Annotated in this window: 18 protein-coding genes; 16 read left to right on the top strand and 2 right to left on the bottom strand. The window is 70.8% G+C overall.

The window, feature by feature from the left end:
- Position 1: 1 nt before the first annotated feature.
- Positions 2-694, bottom strand: coding sequence for a Crp/Fnr family transcriptional regulator (locus KW843_RS15930; protein ID WP_218296124.1), 693 nt, complete (start codon positions 692-694; stop codon positions 2-4).
- 133 nt (positions 695-827) lie between these two features.
- On the opposite strand from KW843_RS15930, the gene KW843_RS15925 reads away from it, so the two are divergent.
- The 16 genes from KW843_RS15925 to KW843_RS15850 all read left to right on the top strand — a co-directional run bounded on the left by KW843_RS15925 (position 828) and on the right by KW843_RS15850 (position 19,420).
- On the top strand, positions 828-1,748 hold the full coding sequence (locus KW843_RS15925) for a 3-keto-5-aminohexanoate cleavage protein (protein WP_218296123.1): 921 nt from the start codon (positions 828-830) through the stop codon (positions 1,746-1,748).
- Between the two features lie 68 nt (positions 1,749-1,816).
- Positions 1,817-2,809 carry a Bug family tripartite tricarboxylate transporter substrate binding protein gene (locus tag KW843_RS15920; RefSeq protein WP_218296317.1) on the top strand — a complete coding sequence of 331 codons (993 nt, stop codon included), beginning with the start codon at positions 1,817-1,819 and terminating at the stop codon, positions 2,807-2,809.
- A gap of 179 nt (positions 2,810-2,988) precedes the next feature.
- A complete protein-coding gene (locus KW843_RS15915; RefSeq protein ID WP_218296122.1) occupies positions 2,989-3,939 on the top strand; it encodes a 3-hydroxyacyl-CoA dehydrogenase NAD-binding domain-containing protein in 951 nt (316 codons plus the stop codon).
- A gap of 58 nt (positions 3,940-3,997) precedes the next feature.
- Positions 3,998-5,797: a feruloyl-CoA synthase gene (locus tag KW843_RS15910; RefSeq protein ID WP_218296121.1), complete on the top strand. Its 1,800-nt coding sequence runs from the start codon at positions 3,998-4,000 to the stop codon at positions 5,795-5,797.
- Between the two features lie 143 nt (positions 5,798-5,940).
- Positions 5,941-6,453: a sigma-70 family RNA polymerase sigma factor gene (locus KW843_RS15905; RefSeq protein WP_218296120.1), complete on the top strand. Its 513-nt coding sequence runs from the start codon at positions 5,941-5,943 to the stop codon at positions 6,451-6,453.
- The gene (locus KW843_RS15900; RefSeq protein WP_255594769.1) at positions 6,450-7,520 is read left to right on the top strand and encodes a FecR domain-containing protein; all 1,071 of its coding nucleotides are present in this window, start codon (positions 6,450-6,452) and stop codon (positions 7,518-7,520) included. Before KW843_RS15905 ends, KW843_RS15900 begins: the two co-directional genes overlap by 4 nt.
- 230 nt (positions 7,521-7,750) lie before the next feature.
- Positions 7,751-10,207, top strand: coding sequence for a TonB-dependent receptor (locus KW843_RS15895; protein WP_218296119.1), 2,457 nt, complete (start codon positions 7,751-7,753; stop codon positions 10,205-10,207).
- 157 nt (positions 10,208-10,364) lie between these two features.
- A complete protein-coding gene (locus tag KW843_RS15890; RefSeq protein ID WP_218296118.1) occupies positions 10,365-11,987 on the top strand; it encodes a PepSY domain-containing protein in 1,623 nt (540 codons plus the stop codon).
- A 62-nt stretch (positions 11,988-12,049) separates the two neighbouring features.
- Entirely contained in the window at positions 12,050-12,700 is a 651-nt protein-coding gene (locus KW843_RS15885; protein ID WP_218296117.1) for a DUF4198 domain-containing protein, read from the top strand.
- A gap of 6 nt (positions 12,701-12,706) precedes the next feature.
- The gene (locus KW843_RS15880; protein WP_218296116.1) at positions 12,707-13,018 is read left to right on the top strand and encodes a DUF3649 domain-containing protein; all 312 of its coding nucleotides are present in this window, start codon (positions 12,707-12,709) and stop codon (positions 13,016-13,018) included.
- Entirely contained in the window at positions 13,015-13,377 is a 363-nt protein-coding gene (locus KW843_RS15875; protein WP_218296115.1) for a DUF3325 domain-containing protein, read from the top strand. Before KW843_RS15880 ends, KW843_RS15875 begins: the two co-directional genes overlap by 4 nt.
- Positions 13,378-13,538: 161 nt before the next feature.
- On the top strand, positions 13,539-14,174 hold the full coding sequence (locus tag KW843_RS15870) for a hypothetical protein (RefSeq protein ID WP_218296114.1): 636 nt from the start codon (positions 13,539-13,541) through the stop codon (positions 14,172-14,174).
- Complete coding sequence (locus KW843_RS15865; RefSeq protein ID WP_218296113.1) at positions 14,174-15,487, top strand: efflux RND transporter periplasmic adaptor subunit; 1,314 nt, start codon at positions 14,174-14,176, stop codon at positions 15,485-15,487. The genes KW843_RS15870 and KW843_RS15865 overlap by 1 nt, the downstream gene beginning before the upstream one ends.
- A 38-nt stretch (positions 15,488-15,525) precedes the next feature.
- Positions 15,526-17,514, top strand: coding sequence for a MacB family efflux pump subunit (locus KW843_RS15860; protein WP_370628511.1), 1,989 nt, complete (start codon positions 15,526-15,528; stop codon positions 17,512-17,514).
- 35 nt (positions 17,515-17,549) lie between these two features.
- Positions 17,550-18,950 carry an efflux transporter outer membrane subunit gene (locus tag KW843_RS15855; protein WP_370628505.1) on the top strand — a complete coding sequence of 467 codons (1,401 nt, stop codon included), beginning with the start codon at positions 17,550-17,552 and terminating at the stop codon, positions 18,948-18,950.
- Positions 18,947-19,420 (top strand): transcriptional repressor, encoded by a 474-nt coding sequence (locus KW843_RS15850; protein WP_218296111.1) that lies wholly within the window; start codon positions 18,947-18,949, stop codon positions 19,418-19,420. The genes KW843_RS15855 and KW843_RS15850 overlap by 4 nt, the downstream gene beginning before the upstream one ends.
- A gap of 92 nt (positions 19,421-19,512) precedes the next feature.
- Here KW843_RS15850 and KW843_RS15845 read toward each other — a convergent pair whose 3' ends face one another.
- Positions 19,513-20,007, bottom strand: a complete 495-nt coding sequence (locus KW843_RS15845) for an HU family DNA-binding protein (RefSeq protein WP_218296110.1) — start codon at positions 20,005-20,007, stop codon at positions 19,513-19,515.
- Between the last annotated feature and the right edge of the window lie 16 nt (positions 20,008-20,023).

Genomic DNA, 20,023 nt, shown 5'->3' with positions numbered 1-20,023 from the left:
GCTAGTCGAGCCGCCGGCGCAGGCTGCCGAGGTCCACCACGGTGATGCCGCCGTATTCGATCTGCAGCACGCCCTCGGCCTCCAGGCGCTTCAGGGCGGCGTTGCAGCGCTGGCGCGACACGCCCGACAGGTTGGCGATCTCCTCCTGCGAGACCTGCAGGTGCGGGTCGCTGCCGGGGTGCAGAAAAGGGTGGAACAGCCCGGCCAGAGCGCGTGCCACCTGGCTGTCGGTGTCCATGAGGTGGTGGGCCGTGAAGTTGCCCAGAAACCAGTGCATGCGCTCGTTGATCTGGCGCAGCAGGAAGTGGTCGAAGCTGCGCTGTGTGGCGTGCAGCCATTCGAAGGTCTCCACCGGCAGCAGCGCCACGCGGCTGGGGCGCAGCGCAATGATGTCTGCCGTGCGCGCCACGCCGCGCAGCAGCGTGCCCTCGCCAAACCAGCTGCCCGCCGACAGCCCGCCCAGCGTGACGGAGCGGCCGTTGTCGGACGTGACCGTCCACTTGAGCAAACCTTCGATCGCGCCGTACCAGTGCCGGGGCACGTCGCCGCGCCGGCACAGCGCGCTGCCTTGCGGCACATCCACTTCGCGCAGTTCATCGAGCACGCGCTGCTGGGCCGGGGCGTCCAGCACCGGGAACCAGGCCGAGTCGGCGAGGAGGTCGGCCACCGTGGGCGGCGCCTTTTTGACCAGCATGGTGAAGCGTTCTCCAACGGGCAGGGCCGCACGGTTCCTCGTATACCCTGAGTCCAAATGTCATCGCAATGACTGAGTATGCAAGCGCCCAAAAAAATAATGCGTGCACTAGCATTTTCCACCAGTCCACGCCATGACAAAGCGCAAAGTCATCGTCACCATCGCCCCCACGGGGGGCATGGCGCACAAGTCTCAGAACCCGCACCTGCCCACCCAGCCGGCCGAGATCGCCGACGACGTGCAGCGCTGCTGGAACGCCGGGGCCAGCGTGGTGGCCATCCATGCGCGCAGGCCCGATGACGGCGCCACCTGCAACGCCGACATCTACCGCGACATCAACACCCGCATCCGCGCCAAGGGCTGCGACATCGTCATCAACAACTCCACCGGCGGCGGCGTGCACGGCGACATGGTCAAGCCGCTGCCCGGCAACCGCTGGGAGATCGCCTGGGAAGAGCGCATCAAGGGCATGGACGCGGGCGCCGAGATGTGCACGCTCGACGCGACCACGCTCAACCTGAGCTTCGAGGGCAGGCAGATCCTGATGGACACGCCCATCACCCGCGGCCGCGAGCTCGCCGCCGGCATGAAGGCGCGCGGCATCAAGCCCGAGTGGGAGGTCTTCAGCCCCACCCACATCCTGCAGGACACCACCACCCTCATCGAAGAGGGGCACGACGACGGCCCGCATTTCATCAACCTGGTGATGAACGTGCACCGCGCCTTCCAGAACGCCATGCCGTACTCGCCGCGCCACCTGCAGATGATGGTGGACACGCTGCCCAAAAACAGCCTGTTCTGCGTGAGCGGCATCGGCCCCTCGCAGCTCGAAGCCAATGTCGCGGCGCTGCTGCTGGGCGGCCATGCGCGCGTGGGGCTGGAGGACAACCTGTACTACCGCCACGGCGAGCTGGCCACCAACGTGCAGCTCACCGAGCGCATCGTGCGCGTGATCCGCGAGCTGGACATGGAGCCCGCCACGCCCGCCGAGGCCCGCGCGCTGATGGGCCTGCCGCGCGTGGGCGGTCCCCGCCCCGAGTTCGCGCCGCACTGAGCCACTGCATACGTTCCGCCACAGCCCTGTTCATGCAACCAGAAAGAAAAAGGAGACAAGAAATGATGATGCCAACACGCCGCCAATTCATGCACCACGTGGGCGCTGCCACCGCGCTCGGGGCCCTGGCGCCCTGGAGCGCCCTGGCGCAGACGATCGAGCAGGTGAAGATTTTCTACGGCTTTCCGGCCGGCAGCGCGGGCGACAGCGTCGCGCGGCGCGTGGGCGAGAAGCTGGCGGGCTCGGCCTACACACGCAATCCGGCCGTGGTGGAGAACAAGCCTGGCGCGGGGGGCCGCATCGCGCTGGAGTCGCTCAAGGGCGCGCCCGCGGATGGCAGCGTGCTCACGCTGTCGCCGTTCTCGTGCACGTCGATCTATCCGCACATCTACAGCAAGCTCAGCTACGACCCCGTCAAGGATTTCGTGCCGGTGTCCATCGGCGCCGTGATGCACCACGGGCTGGCCGTGGGGCCGATGGTGCCCGCGTCCGTGAAGAACGTGAAGGACTTCCTGGCCTGGGCCAAGGCCAACCCGGGCCAGGCCAACTATGGCTCGCCGGCGGCGGGCTCCACGCCGCACTTCATCGGCGCGCTGCTGGGCCTGAACCACGGGGTGGACCTGAAACACGTGCCGTACCGTGGGTCCATCCCCGGCGTGACCGATGTGGTGGGTGGGCAGATCGCGTCCATGGTTACTCCGAGCGGCGACTTCATCCCCAACCATAAGGCCGGCAAGCTGCGGCTCATCGCCACATCCGGCCAGGCGCGCTCGCCGTTCTCGCCCGAGGTGGCGACCTTTGCGGAGCAGGGCTTCCCGGAACTCACGACCGAGGAATGGTTCGGCTTCTACGCCCCCGCCCGCACGCCCGCCAGCGTGGTGGCTGCGGCCAATGCGGCCATCAACCAGGCCATCAAGGAAAAGGCCGTGATCGACAGCCTGGCCGTCGTGGGCCTGATCGCCAAGGGGTCGACGCAGGCCGAGATGGCGGCATCGCAGCAGGCGGAATTCGAGCGCTGGGGCCCGCTGGTCAAGAAGATCGGGTTCACCGCGGAGTCTTGAACGGGTCTTGACTTTCCCATGAGCCGCTGCGCGTCTTCCCCTGCCCACAGCGCACGCGAGCGAAGCGCTGCCTGTTCAGCTTGACGGCCCTTGCGCGGGGGCGCTGGCCCTGCGGCGCGCCGGTATCGGCAGCCGCGTGCGGTGCATGATTTTTGCAATAACCACAAGGAAATTCTTCGATGGATTCGACTGTGAAGCGTGTGGCGGTGGTGGCGACCGGCGTCATCGGCGCGAGCTGGGCTGCCTACTTTCTGGCGCGGGGGCTGGATGTGGATGCCACCGACCCCGCGGAGAGCGCCGAGCAGCGGCTGCGCGATGCGGTGGCCCGGCACTGGCCCGCTCTGGAGCAGCAGGGTCTGGCACCCGGTGCCAGCCTGGAGCGGCTGCGCTTTCACCCGCGGCTGGAAGATGCGCTGGCGCAGGCGGACTTCGTGCAGGAGAACGGGCCGGAGCGGGTGGACTCCAAGGCCGACCTGATGCGCCGCATCGACGCTGCCGCTCCGGCGCACGCCATCGTGGCCTCCAGCTCGTCGGGACTGTCGGTATCGGCCATGCAGGCCCGGTGCGCCCGGCCGGAACGCATCGTGCTCGGGCACCCGTTCAACCCGCCGCACATGATCCCGCTGGTCGAGGTGGGCGGGGGCGAGAAGACGTCACCCGAGGCCATCGCCGCCGCGATGGCCTTCTACACCGCCATCGGCAAGCGCCCCATCCATGTGCGCCGCGAGATCCAGGGCCACATCGCCAACCGCCTGCAGGCCGCACTGTGGCGCGAGGCGTTCCACCTGGTGAACGAAGGCGTGGCCAGCGTGGCCGACATCGACACCGCCATCGCCCAGGGCCCCGGCCTGCGGTGGGCTCTGATGGGGCCGTTCATGAACCTGCACCTGTCCGGCGGCGACGGCGGCATGGCCCATCTGCTGGCCCACCTGGGCGGCCCCATCGAAGGCTGGTGGGACGACCTGGGCGCGCCGCGCATGACGCCCGAACTGCAGCGCCGCGTGGTCGAGGGCGTGGACCAGGCGCTCGGCGGGCGCACCCAGGCAGAGCTGGCGCAGGCGCGCGATGCCCTGCTCATCGGCCTGCTGCGTGCCAAGAGCGCATCCCCCGGGCTGGACACGCCGACCTGATGGGCCCGGCGCTCCCACCACCTGCCTCACCCAGACACCGCAAGAGAGACACCACGCCATGCACCCCGGATTCCTTGACGACGACACCCAGATCGCGCTGGCATTGACCACCCAGACCCGTGCGGACGACGGTTCGATCACGCTGCAGTCCCCCGTGCCGCTGGGCGCGTATGCGCGCTGCATCGGCGAGTGGCTGGAGCACTGGGCGCGCGAGACGCCCGACGCGCCGGCCCTGGCCGAGCGCGATGACACGGGTGAGCACTGGCGCCGCCTGACTTACGGCGAGTTGCGCCGTGCCGTGGGCGTCTTGGCGCAGTCGCTGCTGGACCTGAAGCTGCCGGCCGACCGCCCCGTGGCGATCCTGTCGGACAACGCGGTGGACCATGCGGTGCTCATGCTCGCGGCCATGCATGTGGGCCTGGCCTCGTGCTCGCTGTCCAGCGCCTACGCGCGCTCCAGGGACCCGGCGCGGCTGCACAGCATGCTCGCGGCCCTCGGGCCGTCGCTGGTCTACGCGTCCGACGCCCGGGCGTACGCGCCGGCCCTGGCGGGGTACGCATCGGACGCGCTGCAGGTGTTCAGCCGCCACGCCGACGAGGTGCCGGGCGCACTGCCCTTTGCGCGGCTGCTGCAGGGGGTGGAGACCCCGGCCGTGCGCCAGGCGTTCGACGCCATCGCGCCCGACAGCCATGCCAAGTACCTGCTGACCTCGGGCTCCACCGGGCGGCCCAAGGTGGTCATCAACACCCACCGCATGCTCTGCGCCAACCAGCAGATGATGGCCCAGACCTGGCCCTTCCTGACCCGCGAAAAACCCGTGCTGGTGGACTGGCTGCCGTGGAGCCACACTTTCGGCGGCAACCACAACCTGAACATGGTGCTGTGCCACGGCGGCACGCTCTACATCGACGAAGGGCGGCCCGTGCCCGGGCTCATCGAGAAAACGGTGCGCAACCTGCGCGACGTGAAGCCCACGATGCTGTTCAACGTGCCGCGCGGCTTCGACATGCTGCTGCCCTTCCTCGAGGCGGATGAGCAGATGGCCGCCGAGGTCCTGTCGCGCATGCGGCTGGCGTTCTATGCGGCGGCGGCGCTCGCGCCTTCCACCTGGCAGCGGCTCGAAGCGCTGGCCCTGCGCGTGCGGCCCGCGCAGCCGCTGTGGCTGACGACATCGTGGGGCTCCACCGAGACGTCGCCCGCCGTCACCAGCGCGCACTGGCGGCTGGACAAGGCCGGCTGCATCGGCGCGCCGCTGCCCGGGCTCGCGCTCAAGCTCGTGCCCAATGGCAGCAAGCTGGAGATGCGGGTCAAGGGCGTGTCGGTGTTTCCGGGCTACCGCAACGCACCGGCGGAGACGGCGGCCGCGTTCGACAGCGAGGGCTTCTACCGCATCGGTGACGCCGGCTACCTGGTGGACCCGGAGCGGCCCGAGCGGGGCGTGGTCTTCAACGGGCGCGTGGCCGAAGACTTCAAGCTCTCCAGCGGCAGCTGGGTGTCGGTGGGCACGCTGCGCGTGGAGCTGATCTCGCAGCTCGCGCCGCTGGTGCAGGACATCGTGCTCACCGGCCACAACCACGACGAAGTGGGCATGCTGGTGTTCCCGTCGGCAGCGGGCGCGGCCGACCCCGCGAAGCTCACCGCCGCCCTGCAGGGCGTGATACGGGCCCGGCGCGACGCTGGCGCGGGCTCATCGCAGTGCCCCACACGCGCCCTGGTGCTGGCGCAGCCGCCCGATGCGGACAGCGGCGAGATCACCGACAAGGGCTACATCAACCAGGGCGCGGTGCTGACGCGCCGGGCCGCCGATGTGGCGCGGCTGCAGGCCAGCCCCATGGACGAGCAGGTCATCACCGCCTAGGGCTTTACGAACCAGGGCAGGTTCAAGTCCTTACAATATGAGAATCATTCTTATTAGCCACGGGCCTGTCCCCACTGCGCCCTCAGCCATCCCGGTCCCGAACCTGCCGCGTTCGGGCCGTCCTTTGTCAGGCTGCGTGCGCCGTGGTTGCCCACTATTACCAAGAACTGCTGAACTACTTTGCCCGCATGGTGCGCAGCCGCGACTCGGCGGCAGACCTGGTGCACGAGGCCTACGCGCGCGTGCTGGCGCTGCAGCGCAGCGGCGACGCCGTCGCTCAGCCCCGCGCGCTGCTGTACCGCACCGCGCGCAACCTGCTCATTGACCAGCACCGCCGCCATGTGGTGCGGGGCACGGTGCCTTCGGAGGCCGACGACAGCCTGCCCGATGTGTCCGAATTGCCCGCGCCCGCCGTGTGCGAACCCGAGGCTGCTTTCATCTCCGCGCAAGGTGTGGCTTCGATGATCGCCACCATCGAATCGCTGCCGCTGCGTTGCCGCGAGGCGTTCATCCTGCACAAATTCGACGGGCTGTCGCAGGCCGAGGTGGCCGCGCAGATGGGCATCTCGCGCAAGATGGTGGAGCAGCACATCCAGCGCGCCATGGTGGCCTGCCGCGCGTGCCGCGCCACCGCGCAGGGGGAGGACCAGCCATGAGCGCGCAGCCTCCCATGCCCCTGCCGGACGACTCTATCGACCGCATCGACAGTGAAGCATTGGACTGGCTCGTGCGCAGCCAGGGCGCACCGGATGCCGCCACGCTGCAGGCCCTGCGGGCGTGGCGCGACGCCGACCCGCGGCATGCGGCGGCGCTGGCGCGCTGGCAGCAGGAGTGGCGTGCGCTCGATGCACTGCCCGCAACGGCGGTCCAGCACCTGCGGGCCGGCTTGCTGCAGGACAAGGATCGTGCCGGCGCACCGGACCGCCCACGCGCGCGAGGTTGGAGTTGGAGCTGGGGTTGGGGGCAGGGCGCCGCCACGGCCGCATCGGTCTGCCTGGTGGCTGCTGCCACTGCCATGGGCTACCACCACTGGCAGCAACAGCCCGTGTATGAGCAGGCCCTGGCGACCGGCCTGGGCCAGCAGTCCGAGGTGCACCTGCCCGACGGCAGCACCGTGCGCCTGGACACGAACACCCGCCTGGAGGTCACCTTTCGCCGCCAGCGCCGCGAGGTGGTACTGCCCGAAGGCCAGGCCGTGTTCAAGGTGCAGGGCGATGCCGCGCGGCCGTTCGACGTGCTGGCGGGGCCCCTGCGCATCACGGTGGTGGGCACCCGGTTTTCGGTGCGCTACACGCCCGGCGTGCCGGGCGACGCCGGTGTGCGCGTGGCGGTGGAAGAGGGCCGCGTGCGCGTGGCCCGCGCTCCCGACGCCGGGCCCGAGGTGGTGGAGTTGACCGCAGGCCAGCAGGTGCGCAGCGCTGCGGATGGCCGCCTGACCGCCATCGCCGCCGTGCCCGCTGCGGGCATTGCACCCTGGCGCGATGGGCGGGTGAGCTTCGACGACACGCCTTTGTCGCAGGCGCTGGCCGAGTTCGCCCGGTACGGCTCCACGCAGCTGGTGGTGCGCGACCCCGGCGTGGGCGCGCTGCGCCTGACCGGCACGTTCGACCCGCGGCGGCTCGATAACTTCACCCGGTCCCTGCCCAGCGTGCTGCCTGTGCAACTGCGCGCGCACGGCGCGGTCACCGAGATCGTGGCTGCTCCCCACCCTCAGCCTCAGTAGCCACCCCCGGTAGCGGCCGGCAGCAGGCCGTTGCTGGCCGTCCGCCGCCGGCGGATGGGTCTGCGCGCCTGTGGGCCCCGCGCGCCCCGCCTGCCCTGCACAGGGCCCCGCATCTTTTTTCAAAAAACTTGGCCCACCGACCTAGGGGGATGGCTTCGGCCTGCGTCTACATGAGAAGGCGTCTTATTCAAAAATCCATTCCAACATCCGTTTCCAGGGAGATCTCTCACATGCCCCGCACCCGATTCCGGCCCCCCCCGCTGGCCCTGGCCGCCGCACTCAGCCTGGCGGCCATGGGCGCCAGCGCCCAGGTGGCGCCCGCCGCCGGGCAGCCCGCCGTGGCGCTCAGCATTGCCGCGCAGCCACTGGCCCAGGCGCTCAACGATCTGGCGCGCCAGTCGCGCATGGAGCTCATGGTCCAGCCCGCGCTGGTGGCGGGGCGCTCGGCCCAGGCCGTGAACGGGTCGCTCACGGTGCGCGAGGCGCTGGACCGGCTGCTCGCGGGCTCGGGCCTGGTGAGCGTGATCGAAGGCACCAGCATCCTGGTGCGCAGGCCGCCCGCGGCGGCGTCATCGGGTGCTGCGGGTGCAGCGGGCGAGACCAGCCTGGCCGAAGTGCGGGTGCAGGCCCAGGCCGAGCCCAGCGCGCTCACCGAGCACAGCGGCTCCTACACCACGCGCCAGGCGGGCACGTCCACGCCGCTGGGCCTGTCGCTGCGCGAGACGCCCCAGTCGGTCAGCGTCATCACGCGCCAGCGCATGGAAGACCAGGGGCTGACCCAGCTGTCCGACGTGGTCGCGCAGACGCCCGGGCTGGTCTTCAGCCAGAGCGGCAACCAGGGCTCGGACACCTCGCCCATCTACTCGCGCGGCTTCTCGGTCAATACCTACATGATCGACGGCGTCCGCCAGACGGACTCCAACTATTCGAGCATCTTCCAGACCAACGACATGGCGATGTTCGACCGCGTGGAAGTGGTGCGCGGCGCCTCCGGCCTCATGAACGGCATCGGCACGCCGGGCGCGGCGATCAACATGATCCGCAAGCGGCCCACCGCCGACTTCCAGGCCTCGGTGCGGGCCGAGGCGGGCTCGTGGAACCATGTGCGGACCGAGGCGGACATCGCCGGGCCCATCAACGCGTCGGGCAGCGTGCGGGGCCGCCTGGTGGCCGCCGCGCAGGACAACGACTCCTACATCGACCGCCTGAAAGAGCGCAAGAAGCTGCTCTACGGCGCGGTCGAGGCCGACCTCACGGCGCAGACGCAGCTGTTCGCCGGCGCGTCGGTGCAGCACCACGACGCCACGGGCCACGCGCGCGGCGGCCTGCCGGCCTATTACTCCGACGGCACGCGCACGCAGTGGAGCCGCTCGGCTTCGGCCGCGCCGCCCTGGGCGTATTCCAAGCGCCACTACACCTCCGTGTTCGCGGCGCTGGAGCACCGCTTCAGCGACGACTGGAAGGTCAAGGCCACGGCCACCCGCACCAATAACTTCTACGACGAGCTGATCGGCTACGCCAGCGGCGGCGCGCCGGTGCGCGAGACGGGCGCGGGTGTCACGCTGTGGGCCGGCCGCTGGAGCGCCACGCCGCGCCAGGACAGCCTGGATGTGCAGACCACGGGCCGCTTCGACCTGCTGGGCCGCAAGCACGACGTGGCCTTCGGCGCGCAGATGTCGCGCACCAGCTACGACGCGCCGTCGTACACCAACTGGACGCACGCGGGCTGGAGCAGCGCCATCGGCAACATCTTCACCTGGGACGGCACCTCGCCCGCCGCGCCGGCCAACCCCAGCATCGGCCGCAACACGTCGGACGAACGCCTGAACAGCGCCTACGCCACCGTGCGCTTCAAGCCCACGGATGCGCTGGCCGTGCTGGCCGGCGCGCGCGTGGTGGACTGGAGCCGCGCGCAGACCAGCACCCGCTTTTCCACCGGCGCCACCACCGCCAACAACCGCTACGAAAGCGGCGAGGTCACCCCGTACCTGGGCCTGGTCTACGACATCGACCGCAACTGGTCGGCCTACACCAGCTTCACCACCATCTTCACGCCGCAGAGCCTGCGCCTGGCCAACGGCGACTACATGGACCCGCAGACGGGCGACAGCTTCGAGCTGGGCGTGAAGGGCGCGTTCCTGAACGACCGCCTCAACGTCTCGGGCGCCATCTACAAGGCGCGGCAGGACAACCTGGGCGTGGCCATTCCCAACGTGTTCGCCCCGGACGGCAGCCAGGCTTACGAGGCCGTCTCGGGCACCAGCACGCGCGGCTTCGAGGTGGAGGCCACGGGCGAGGTGCGCCCGGGCTGGCAGGTCGCGGCGGGCTTCTCGCGCAACCTCACGCAGGACCGCCTGCGCACCCGCCTGCTCACCGACGTGCCGCAGAACACGGCCAAGCTGTTCACCAGCTACCGCATCGCGGGCATCGGCAAGGGCCTGACCGTGGGCGGCGGCCTGCGCTGGCAGAACCAGATCTACCGCGACAACCAGGGCGCCGCGCGCGTGCGGTTCACGCAGCCCGCGTATGCGGTGGTCGACCTCATGGTTCGCTACGCCATCACCGACACGGTGGCCGTCACGGCCAACCTGCGCAACGCCCTCGACAAGGTGTACTACACCTCGGTCGGCAACTCGTACTACGGTGCGCCGCGCAGCCTGCAGGTGGCGCTGGACGTGCGGTTCTGATGCACCCCCTGAGTCGCTTTGCGCCGTCCCCCTGGAAGGGGGCCGCTCCCAGCGCGGCGGGGCGGCCCTTGCGCGGGAGCCCTGGCCTGTGTTGCGCCAGTTTTACCGGCAGGGAGTGATGCATGCCATCGCATCTCTGCAACCGGAGTGATCTGCCATGAAAGAAGGCTTTCGCCAGTGCATGGCCTGGCTGCACACCTGGGTCGGGCTGGTGGTCGGCTGGGTGCTGTTCTTCGTGTTCGTGACGGGCACGGCCGGCTACTTCGCGCACGAGATCGACCGGTGGATGCGCCCCGAGCTGCCCTTGGACACCGCTGCCGCGACAGTGGACCCGCACCGGGCGGTCGCGCTGGCGCAGGCCTACCTGCAGGCCAACGCGCCGCCACAGTCGCAGGACTGGTCGGTGCAGCTGCCTGGCCAGCGCGGCAGCAGCGCACTGAGCGTGAGCTGGCGCGAGCCGCCCGCAGACGGCAAGCCCGGCGCGCGCGGCCGCTTCGTGCGCCGAACGCTCGACCCGGCAACCGGCCAGGCAGCCGCAGAGCCCGTAGTGCGCAAGACCGGCGGCGGCCACCTGCTGTACCGCATGCACTACATGCTGCACTACGTGCCGTACGACGTGGCGATCCGCCTGGTGGGCGTGTGCACCATGCTGATGCTCATGGCCGTGGTGACAGGGGTCATCACGCACAAGAAGATCTTCGTGGACTTCTTCACCTTCCGGCCGGGCAAGGGGCAGCGCTCGTGGCTGGACGCGCACAACATCATCAGCGTGACGGCGCTGCCGTTCTTTCTGATGATCACGTACAGCGGGCTGGTGTTCTTCCTGTTCCAGTACATGCCGGCGGGCCTGGCGGCCAGCCACTATGCGGGGAACGCGCAGGTGTTCTACGACGACCTGCTGCAGCGACCGGCCGCTGTGGATGCCACTGTTTCCGCGCAGCCGCTCACCGCTTTGGCGCCGCTGGTGGCCCGGGCCGAGGCGCAGTGGGGCGCGGGCCAGGTGGCGCGCGTGGGTGTGCAGCAGCCCGGGCGCGCCGATGCCGATGTGCAGCTGGTGCGCGTGGCGGGCGGGCAGATTGCCGGCAGCGACCGGCTGCGCTTTCATGCCCGCACGGGCGAGGCCCTGCCGCCCAAGGCCGAGGACGGCGCGGCCCGCGAGACGCAAGACGTCCTGCTGGCCCTGCACGAAGGCCGCTTTGCAGGGCCCGTGCTGCGCTGGCTGTACTTTGCGAGTGGCCTCTTGGGCTGCGCGATGATCGCCACCGGCCTCGTGCTCTGGACGGCCAAGCGCCGCGCCCAACAGGACAAGCGGGCCAAGGCGGGCCACAAGCCCGAGTTCGGCTTTCGGCTGGTGGAGTGCCTGAACATCGGCACCGTGGCCGGCCTGCCCGTGGCCGTGGCCGCGTACTTCTGGGCCAACCGCCTGATCCCGGCGGACTTCGCCACCCGCCGCGAGTGGGAGGCACACGTGCTCTTCATCACCTGGGGCGTGCTGCTGCTGTACCCGGCCTTGCGCACGCCGCTGCGCGCGTGGCTCGAATCGCTGTGGCTGGCCGCCGCCGCCTTCGCGCTGCTGCCCTTGCTCAACGCACTGACCACCGACCGCCACCTGGGCGTCACCCTGCCTGCGGGCGACTGGGTGCTGGCCGGGTTCGACCTGACCATGCTGGCGCTGGGCGCCTGCCTTGCGGTCGCGGCCCGCCGCGTGCACCGCCGGCAGCGCGCTGCGGTGGCGCCCGCGCGCGCCCGTGGTGCCGTGGTCGCCGGTGCCGCCCTCTAGCGCGCCGCAGTGCTTCTTTCCCGTTTTTTTCTTTCTTCTTCTCGATTTTCAAAGGAGTCTCCATGTTCAAGAAAACCCTGCTCGCCGTCGCCCTGTCCGGCATCGCCCTGTCCGCCACTGCCCACCAGCTGTGGCTGGAGCGTGATGCCACCGGCCCGGTGCGTGTGTACGTGGGCGATGCCGACAGCGAGCACGACAAGGGCGCCGAAGTGGCCAAGCTGGCCGCCACCACCCAGGTCTTCACCACCGACCGCCGGCAAACCGCCAAACTCACCGCCAAGGAGGAATTCCTGGAGGCGGACGTGGCCGCTGCCGGCGACGTGCGCCTGTCCAACGACCAGGTCTGGAAGCCCTGGAAGGCCAAGGACGGCAGCTTCCAGGCCGCCGTGTTCAACGCGCGCGCCGGCCGCAGCGAGACGCAGGCCGTGCTCGACTACGAACTGGTGCCCGTCACGGCGGGTGGCAACACCTTCACGCTGGTGTTCAAGGGCCAGCCCATGGCGAACAAGACCGTCACGGTGATCACGCCCGACAAGTGGACCAAGGGCTTCAAGACCGATGCGTCCGGCCGCGTCGACGTGCCGGTCAACGGCAAGGGCCGCTACGTGCTCGTCAGCACCCACGAGGCACCTGCCGTGGGCGATGTGGTCATTGCCGGCCAGAAGGTGGCCAAGCTGGGCTACACCACCACGCTGACCTTCGTCGCGCAGTAAGCCGCCATGGCCACCGCACACGCAGGCTCTGCCGCGCGCTACCGCTGCATGGTGGCCAGCCGCGCCCTGGCGGCGGCCCTGGGCGGCTATGCGCTGGCGTCGCTGTTCACCGCGGTGCTGGCCGTGGGGCTGCCCCGCGTGTCGGACACCAGCCGCGCCAGCGCGCTGCTCACGGCCACCCTGCTCAGCGTTGCGGTGTATGCGGCGGCGGTGATCTGGGCCTTCAGCGCACGCAGCGCGCTGCGCGCCTGGGCCGGGATCGCCGTGCCGTCGGCCGTGCTGGCCGCTGCGCTCTGGGCGCTGAAGGCGGGCGCATGACGGCGACGCTCTGGGCGGCACCGCTGGCCGCGCTCACGCTGTCGTTCAGCGGCATGGCGGGCCTGGCACTGGCCATGGACCGCCACCACGAACAGCTCACCGGCCGCAGCGAGGTGCCGCGCACGCGGCGCCGGGTGCTGCGCTGGGCGGGCAGCCTGCTGCTGGCGCTGTCCCTGGCCGCCTGCATCGGGGCCTGGGGCGCCACCGTGGGGCTGACCGCCTGGTGCGGCCTCCTCACGGCGGGCGGCCTGCTGGTGGGTGTGCTGCTGACCTACGCGCCGCACCTGGCGGTGCGGGTGTCGGCGGCCACGGTGCTGGTGGCGGGCGTGTGCCTTGTGGGGTCCGCTGGCGGGCTGTAGGCACCGGCGGCACCGTTTTTGGGGGCGTTGGCAAAAAAAGTCCCGAACAGCGTGCCCTTTTTTCCGTCTCGTTGGTCATAGGCAGCAGTGCAGTGCGCGGGCCCTGCAGCCTGCGCCGTTGGCGGCCTGCGTTTTTTTCATCTTCGTTTTTCGACCCAGCCATGTCTTCACTCTTTGCCTCACCTTCCGCCGCCGCCGGTGCCTTGCTTGCGCTGGCCGCCTGCGCCTGGGCGGGCCACGCCCATGCCGACTATGTGTGGCTGCAGCGCGACGGGGCCCAGGCCCGCGCCTACGCCGGCGAGCTGCCCCGCCGCAGCGCGGCGCTGCCCCCCCTCCAGGCGCCGCGCGCCTACCTGGCCGACAGCAAGGACCTGCCCGTGGCGCCGCAGGCCGGCCACATCGACATCACCGTGCCGGGCGGGGACGACCTGCGCCTGAGCACCTTGCACATCACCGGCCACGGCGCGGTCACCTACTACCAGGCCCGCAGCGGCCGCACCGAGACCCGCGCCGCCAACGACCTGGAGCTGGTGCCCACCACGCCGGGCGGCAACACCTTCAAGCTGGTGTGGAAGGGGCAGACCGTGGCGGCATCACAAGTGAACGTGGACACCAGCGCCGGCTGGCGCCGCACGCTGGCCTCGGCGGCCGACGGCACGGTGCAGCTGGAGACGCCATTCCCCGGCCTCTACGTGCTGGAGGTCAGCGCCAAGGTCAACGGCTCCGTCACCGTGGACGGCAAGAAATATGACGACGTGCGCCACACCGCCACGCTCAGCTTCGAGGTGCCCCGCTGATGGCCCCGACCCCACCCCATACACGCACCGCACGCACTGCACGCACGTTCCTCCGCGTGGGCGCCCTGGTGGTGCTGGCGGGTGCCATCGCCGCCGGCGCCTGGTGGTGGACGCGGCCGCCCGCCATGGTCTACGACACCGTGCCCGTGGCGCGCGGCGACATCGAGGCCACGGTCAGCGCCATCGGCACGCTGCAGCCGCGCCGCTATGTGGACGTGGGCGCGCAGGTGTCGGGGCAGATAACACGCCTGCACGTGCAGCCCGGCACCGAGGTCAAGAAGGGCCAGCTGCTGGTGGAGATAGACCCCAGCGTGCAGCAGGCCACGGTGGACGGCGCGCGCGCCGCACTCGCCGGCCTGCGGGCGCAGCTGGCCGAGCAGCAGGCCCAGCACCGCCTGGCCCAGCAGCAGCAGGCGCGCCAGCAGCAGATGGAGCGCGAAGGCGCCACGCGGCTGGAAGATTTACAGACGGCCGAGGCCGCGCTCGCATCGGCCGCAGCGCGCATCGACCACCTGAAGGCGCAGATCGACCAGACCCAGGCGAGCCTGAAGGCCGATGAGGCGCGCCTTGGTTACACCCGCATCTACGCGCCCATGGCCGGCACCGTGGTGGCGCTGGAGGCGCGCGAGGGCCAGACCCTGAACGCCACCTACCAGACGCCCAACATCCTGCGCGTGGCCGACCTGTCGACCATGACCGTGTGGACCGAAGTCTCCGAGGCTGACATCCGCCGCGTGCAGGCGGGCCTGCCGGTGTACTTCACCACGCTGGGCGGGCAGGCCGACGCCGCCGCGCGCCGCTGGCGCAGCACCGTGCGCCAGGTGCTGCCCGCGCCGCCCACGCCCGAGGCCAAGGCCGCGGGCGGCGCCAACGCACAGGCCGCCGCGAGCAAGGCCGTGTCGTACACCGTGCTGTTCGACGTCGACAACGCGGACGGCGAGCTGATGCCGCAGATGACCGCGCAGACGAGCTTCGTCACCGCGCAGGCGCAGGGCGTGATCGCCGTGCCGCTGTCGGCACTGACCAGTCCGACCAGCCCTGCCAGACCGGCCAGCGGCCAGGCGGCGGGTGGCAAGGCAGCTGATGCGGAGGGTGACGGTGACAGCGCTGGTGCCGGCGCTGGCGCGAAGGCCGCAGCAGCCACCCACAGCGCCCGCGTGCTGCGCGCCGATGGCGTGGTGGAGCAGCGCGCCGTCGTCGTCGCCGTGAAAAGCCGCCACCTGGCCGAGGTGCGCTCGGGCCTTCTGGAGGGCGAGCAGCTGGTGACCGGCGAGCGCCCCGCGCGCAGCGGCCCGCAAAGGTTCAAGCTGTGACCGCAGGCACCGGCACCCAACACGACACCCTGCACGGCATCTTGCATGACGCCCCGGGTGTGCCGCTGATCGAGCTGCGCGGCGTGCGCCGCCGCTACGGCGGTGGCGAGCAGCCCGAGGTGGAGGTGCTGCGTGGCATCTCGCTGTCCATCCACGCGGGCGAGTTCGTCGCCATCGTGGGCGCGTCGGGCTCGGGCAAGTCCACGCTCATGAACCTGCTCGGCTGCCTGGACAAGCCCAGCAGCGGCAGCTACCGCTTCCAGGGCGAAGACGTGGCGGGCTTCGACGCCGACCAGCTGGCGTGGCTGCGGCGCGAGGCCTTCGGCTTCGTCTTTCAGGGCTACCACCTGATCCGCGCCGAGTCGGCGTGCGAGAACGTCGAGGTGCCCGCCATCTACGCCGGCACCCCGCGCGAGGAGCGCACCCGCCGCGCAGCCGCACTGCTGTCGCGCCTGGGCCTGGCCGACAAGCTGCACCACCGGCCCACGCAGCTGTCGGGCGGGCAGCAGCAGCGCGTGTCGATTGCGCGGGCGCTGATGAACGGCGGCCGCATCATCCTGGCCGACGAGCCCACCGGCGCGCTGGACACCCACAGCGGCGCCGAGGTGATGGCGCTGCTGCACGAGCTGGCCGATGCGGGCCACACCATCGTGCTCATCACCCACGACCGCGAAGTGGCCGCCCAGGCGCGCCGCGTGATCGAGATCCGCGACGGCGAGATCGTGGCGGACAGCGGTGCGGCCGTGGCAGGCACGTTGGAAGAAAAAAATGCCTCTACCGCTCAACCAGCAAGCGCAAGATGCTATAAAAATAGTAGCAAGCGTTCCGGCCGCGCCTTCTGGGCCGAATTGGCCGAGGCCGCCCGCTCGGCTTGGCGCGGCATGCGCATCAACCGCGCGCGCACCGGGCTCACGCTGCTGGGCATCGTGATCGGCGTGGCGTCGGTCATCGTGATGATGGGCGTGGGCGAGGGCGCCAAGCAGCGCGTGGTGGAGCAGATGGGCTCCATGGGCACGACCATCATGTACCTGGGCGCCAGCCACCCGCGCGAGGGCGGGCCGCAGGGCGAGATCACCGCAGAGGACCTGGAGGCCATCGCCCGCCTGCCCGAGATCGGCCACGTGATGCCCGTCATCGGCGACCCCATCCCCGTGCGCCATGGCAACGTCGAGCGGCAGATCTACGTGTTCGCCGCCAGCGAGGACATGCCCCGCGTGCACCACTGGAAGGTGGCCCAGGGCCGCTACTACAGCGCGGTCGAAGACCGCGACCTGGCGCCGCTGGTGGTGCTGGGGCACAAGGCCAGCGCGCAGTTCTTTCCGGACCATCCGAACCCGCTGGGCCGCCACCTGCTGATCGGCAACGCACCGTTCGAGGTGATCGGCGTGATGGCCGAGCGCGGCGCCGACTCGGGCGCGCAGAACTACGACGACATGGTGTTCATCCCCTACCAGTCGGGCCGCGCGCGCGTGTACCGCGTGCAGACCCAGCCCGACTACACCGTGGTCGCTGCTGCGTCGGTGGAGCAGGTGCAGGCGGCCGAGAAGGCCATGCACGCCCTGCTGCTGTCGCGCCACGGGCGCGAGGACTTTCGCATCGGCAACGCGGCGGCCAAGCTGCAGGCCGAGGCGCAGACACGCAACGCCATGACCATGATGCTGGGCCTGATCGCGGCCGTGTCGCTGGTGGTGGGCGGCATCGGCGTGATGAACGTGATGCTGATGACGGTGCGCGAGCGCACGCGCGAGATCGGCATCCGCATGGCCACCGGCGCGCGGCAGGGCGACATCCTGCGCCAGTTCCTCACCGAGGCCGTGCTCGTCACGCTGGTGGGCGGCGCGGCGGGCCTGGCCATCGGCCTGGCCGTGGGCGCGGTGCTCATCGTGTCGGGCGTGCCCGTGATCTTCTCGCTCACCGCCATGGGCGGTGCCTTTGCCTGCGCCGTGGCCACGGGCCTGGTGTTCGGCTACATGCCCGCCCGCCGCGCCGCCGGGCTCGACCCCGTGGTGGCCCTGGCTTCCGAATGATTGTGATGGTTGGTATGCGCACTTGTATTGCCTCTGTGTCCTGTCTTGCCGCCGGTGTGCTGCTGCTCAGTGGCTGCGCCGCGGTGCAGCCGCTGCCCGAAGACGCCGCTGCCGCACCCACCTTGCCCGTGCAGTGGGCCAGCCCGGTGCCGCCCGCGCAGGGGGTGGCGACGGGTGTCTCCGTGCTCGGCGTCGCAGAGCTCGACGCGCTCATCCACGCCGCCCACGCGCAGAGCCCGGACCTCGCCGCCGCCATCGCGCGGGTGCAGCAGGCCGATGCCGTGGCGCGGGCCGCCGGCGCCAGCCTGCTGCCCGCCGTGACCGGCACGCTCGACGCCCGCCGCCAAGCCCGTGCCGGCGGGCAGGCCGAGGTGGCCGGCAACCAGATCGGTGCCGCGCTGGTCGCAAGCTACGAGCTCGATGCCTGGGGCCGTCTGGGTGCTGAGCGCGCCAGTGCCCAGGCCCTGCGCACGGCCAGCGTGCACGACCGGGGCGCGGTGCAGATCACGCTGACGGCGGCGGTGGCGCAGGCCTGGCTGCAGCTGGTGGGCGGGCGCGAGCGCCTGGCGATTGCCGAGCTGAACCTGCACAGCGCCGAGCGCGTGCTGGCCGTGGTCGCGTCGCGCGCGCGCGCCGGGGCCGCCACGCAGCTCGAGCAGGCGCAGCAGCGCGGCCTGGTGGCCACGCAGCGGCAGGTGCTGGAGGCACGCCGCCAGCAGGTGTCGGGCGCACACACGGCGCTGGCCGCGCTGCTGGGCCAGGCGCAGTGGCCGGTGGTGCAGGCCAGCGCGCTGCCCGCCACGCAGACGCTGGCGCCCGCTGTCGGGTCGCCCGCCGACCTGCTGGTGCGGCGGCCCGACATCGCGCGGGCCGAGGCGCGGCTTCAGGCCGCCCACGCCGACGTGGCCGCAGCCCGCGCGGCGCTGCTGCCGCGCATCAGCCTGAGCGCCAGCCTGGGCACCGGGGGCAGCAACCTGCCGCGCGTGTTCGACAACCCGCTCTACAGCCTGGCCGCCGCGTTGGCGGCGCCCATCTTCAACGGCGGGCGCCTGGCCGCCGACCGCGATGCGGCCCAGGCACGGCAGGCCGAGCTGCTGGCGCAGTACCGCGCCAGCATCGTGGCGGCCGTGAGCGACGTGGAGCAAGCCCTGCAGGCCGTGGCGGGCACGCAGGCCCAGCGCATGGCGCAGGCACAGGTGGTGCAGCAGGCGCAGCAGGCGGCTACCCTGGCGCAGTCGCGCTACCGCGCCGGGGCCGAGACGCTGCTCACGCTGGTGGATGCGCAGCGCACCCTGTATGCCGCGCAGGACATGGCGGCCCAGCTGCACCAGGCCGAATGGCAGGCGCAGGTGGCGCTGTACCGCGCGCTGGGCGGGGGCTGGCAGCCCGATGCCGACGCTGGCGTGCGCCGCGTGGCCGTCATGGCGCAGCCATGAACGCAAGCATCAATGAGCCCGTGACCATGCTGCAGCGCCTGCGCACGGCGGGCCTGCGCCCCACCACGGCGCGCATCGGCGTGCTGCAGGTGATCCACTCCGCGGGCAGCGCGGGCATGGGTGCGGACGAGGCTTTTCACCAGATGCTGCTGCGCGGCACGCACGTGAGCACCAGCACGGTGTACCGCATCATCCACGAGCTGCAGGCCCTGGGCGTGCTGCTGCACGACCGCAGCGACCGGCGCCACACGGTGTATCGCCTGCGGCCCTTTGCACCGCCGCCGTCGGCCGACGTGCGCATTGCCTGCCGCCGGTGCGAGCGCTCGGCCACGCTGCCCGGCGCACAGCTGCGCAACGAGCTGGAGCTGCGCGCGGCCGAGGTGGGCCTGCGGCCGCTGGTGGCGGGCCTGGTGCTGCAGGTGGACTGCCTGGGCTGCGACGGCGCCACGGGGCACTGCCAGCCCAACTGAGTCCACCGGAGCGCAATTGAGCCGCCCAAAGAAAAAGGACCAGACGCCCGGAGGCATCTGGTCCTTGTCGCTGGGGAGCGCGGGCTGATTTATCAGGCCGTTGCGTCCTTGAGCTTCTTCAGCGCGCGGGTCTTGATCTTCACCGCGGCGGGCTTGGCGGGGAACCAGCGCTCTTCACCGGTGAAAGGGTCCTTGCCGAAGCGCTTCTTCTTGGCGGGAATCTGCTGCAGGCCGATCTTCATGAGGCCGGGCAGCGTGAATTCGCCGGAACCCTTCTTGTGCACGGAGCCCAGGATGGTCGCTTCCAGCGCGGCCAGCACGGCCTTGGTGGCCTTGGGTTCCACGCCAGCCTGCTCGGCCAGGTGGGCGATCAGCGTGGTCTTGTTGAAGGCCGTCTTGATCGGCTTGATGCCCACGGCGACCGGCTTGGCCACGGGGGCGGCGGCCTTCTTCGCTGCTGGAGCGGCGGCTTTCTTCGCGGGTGCCGCTGCCTTCTTGGCGGCGGGTGCTGCCTTCTTCGCAGCAGCTGGAGCTGCCGCCTTGACGGTCTTCTTTGCGGGCGCTGGGGTTTTCTTTGCAGTTGCCATGATGATGATTCTTCTT

Origin of the sequence: Acidovorax sp. sif1233, from assembly GCF_019218755.1 — a bacterium.
Lineage (GTDB): Bacteria > Pseudomonadota > Gammaproteobacteria > Burkholderiales > Burkholderiaceae_C > Acidovorax.
The sequence above is the reverse complement of the archived record's forward strand: the minus strand, read 5'-3'. Positions and strand labels throughout refer to the sequence as shown.

Bases quoted from the DNA above. Each gene is read 5' to 3' on its own strand.
- KW843_RS15930 (WP_218296124.1), bottom strand. From the start codon at position 694: ATGCTGGTCAAAAAGGCGCCGCCCACGGTGGCCGACCTCCTCGCCGAC.
- KW843_RS15925 (WP_218296123.1), top strand. From the start codon at position 828: ATGACAAAGCGCAAAGTCATCGTCACCATCGCCCCCACGGGGGGCATG.
- KW843_RS15920 (WP_218296317.1), top strand. From the start codon at position 1,817: ATGCCAACACGCCGCCAATTCATGCACCACGTGGGCGCTGCCACCGCG.
- KW843_RS15915 (WP_218296122.1), top strand. From the start codon at position 2,989: ATGGATTCGACTGTGAAGCGTGTGGCGGTGGTGGCGACCGGCGTCATC.
- KW843_RS15910 (WP_218296121.1), top strand. From the start codon at position 3,998: ATGCACCCCGGATTCCTTGACGACGACACCCAGATCGCGCTGGCATTG.
- KW843_RS15900 (WP_255594769.1), top strand. From the start codon at position 6,450: ATGAGCGCGCAGCCTCCCATGCCCCTGCCGGACGACTCTATCGACCGC.
- KW843_RS15895 (WP_218296119.1), top strand. From the start codon at position 7,751: ATGCCCCGCACCCGATTCCGGCCCCCCCCGCTGGCCCTGGCCGCCGCA.
- KW843_RS15890 (WP_218296118.1), top strand. From the start codon at position 10,365: ATGAAAGAAGGCTTTCGCCAGTGCATGGCCTGGCTGCACACCTGGGTC.
- KW843_RS15885 (WP_218296117.1), top strand. From the start codon at position 12,050: ATGTTCAAGAAAACCCTGCTCGCCGTCGCCCTGTCCGGCATCGCCCTG.
- KW843_RS15880 (WP_218296116.1), top strand. From the start codon at position 12,707: ATGGCCACCGCACACGCAGGCTCTGCCGCGCGCTACCGCTGCATGGTG.
- KW843_RS15875 (WP_218296115.1), top strand. From the start codon at position 13,015: ATGACGGCGACGCTCTGGGCGGCACCGCTGGCCGCGCTCACGCTGTCG.
- KW843_RS15870 (WP_218296114.1), top strand. From the start codon at position 13,539: ATGTCTTCACTCTTTGCCTCACCTTCCGCCGCCGCCGGTGCCTTGCTT.
- KW843_RS15865 (WP_218296113.1), top strand. From the start codon at position 14,174: ATGGCCCCGACCCCACCCCATACACGCACCGCACGCACTGCACGCACG.
- KW843_RS15850 (WP_218296111.1), top strand. From the start codon at position 18,947: ATGAACGCAAGCATCAATGAGCCCGTGACCATGCTGCAGCGCCTGCGC.
- KW843_RS15845 (WP_218296110.1), bottom strand. From the start codon at position 20,007: ATGGCAACTGCAAAGAAAACCCCAGCGCCCGCAAAGAAGACCGTCAAG.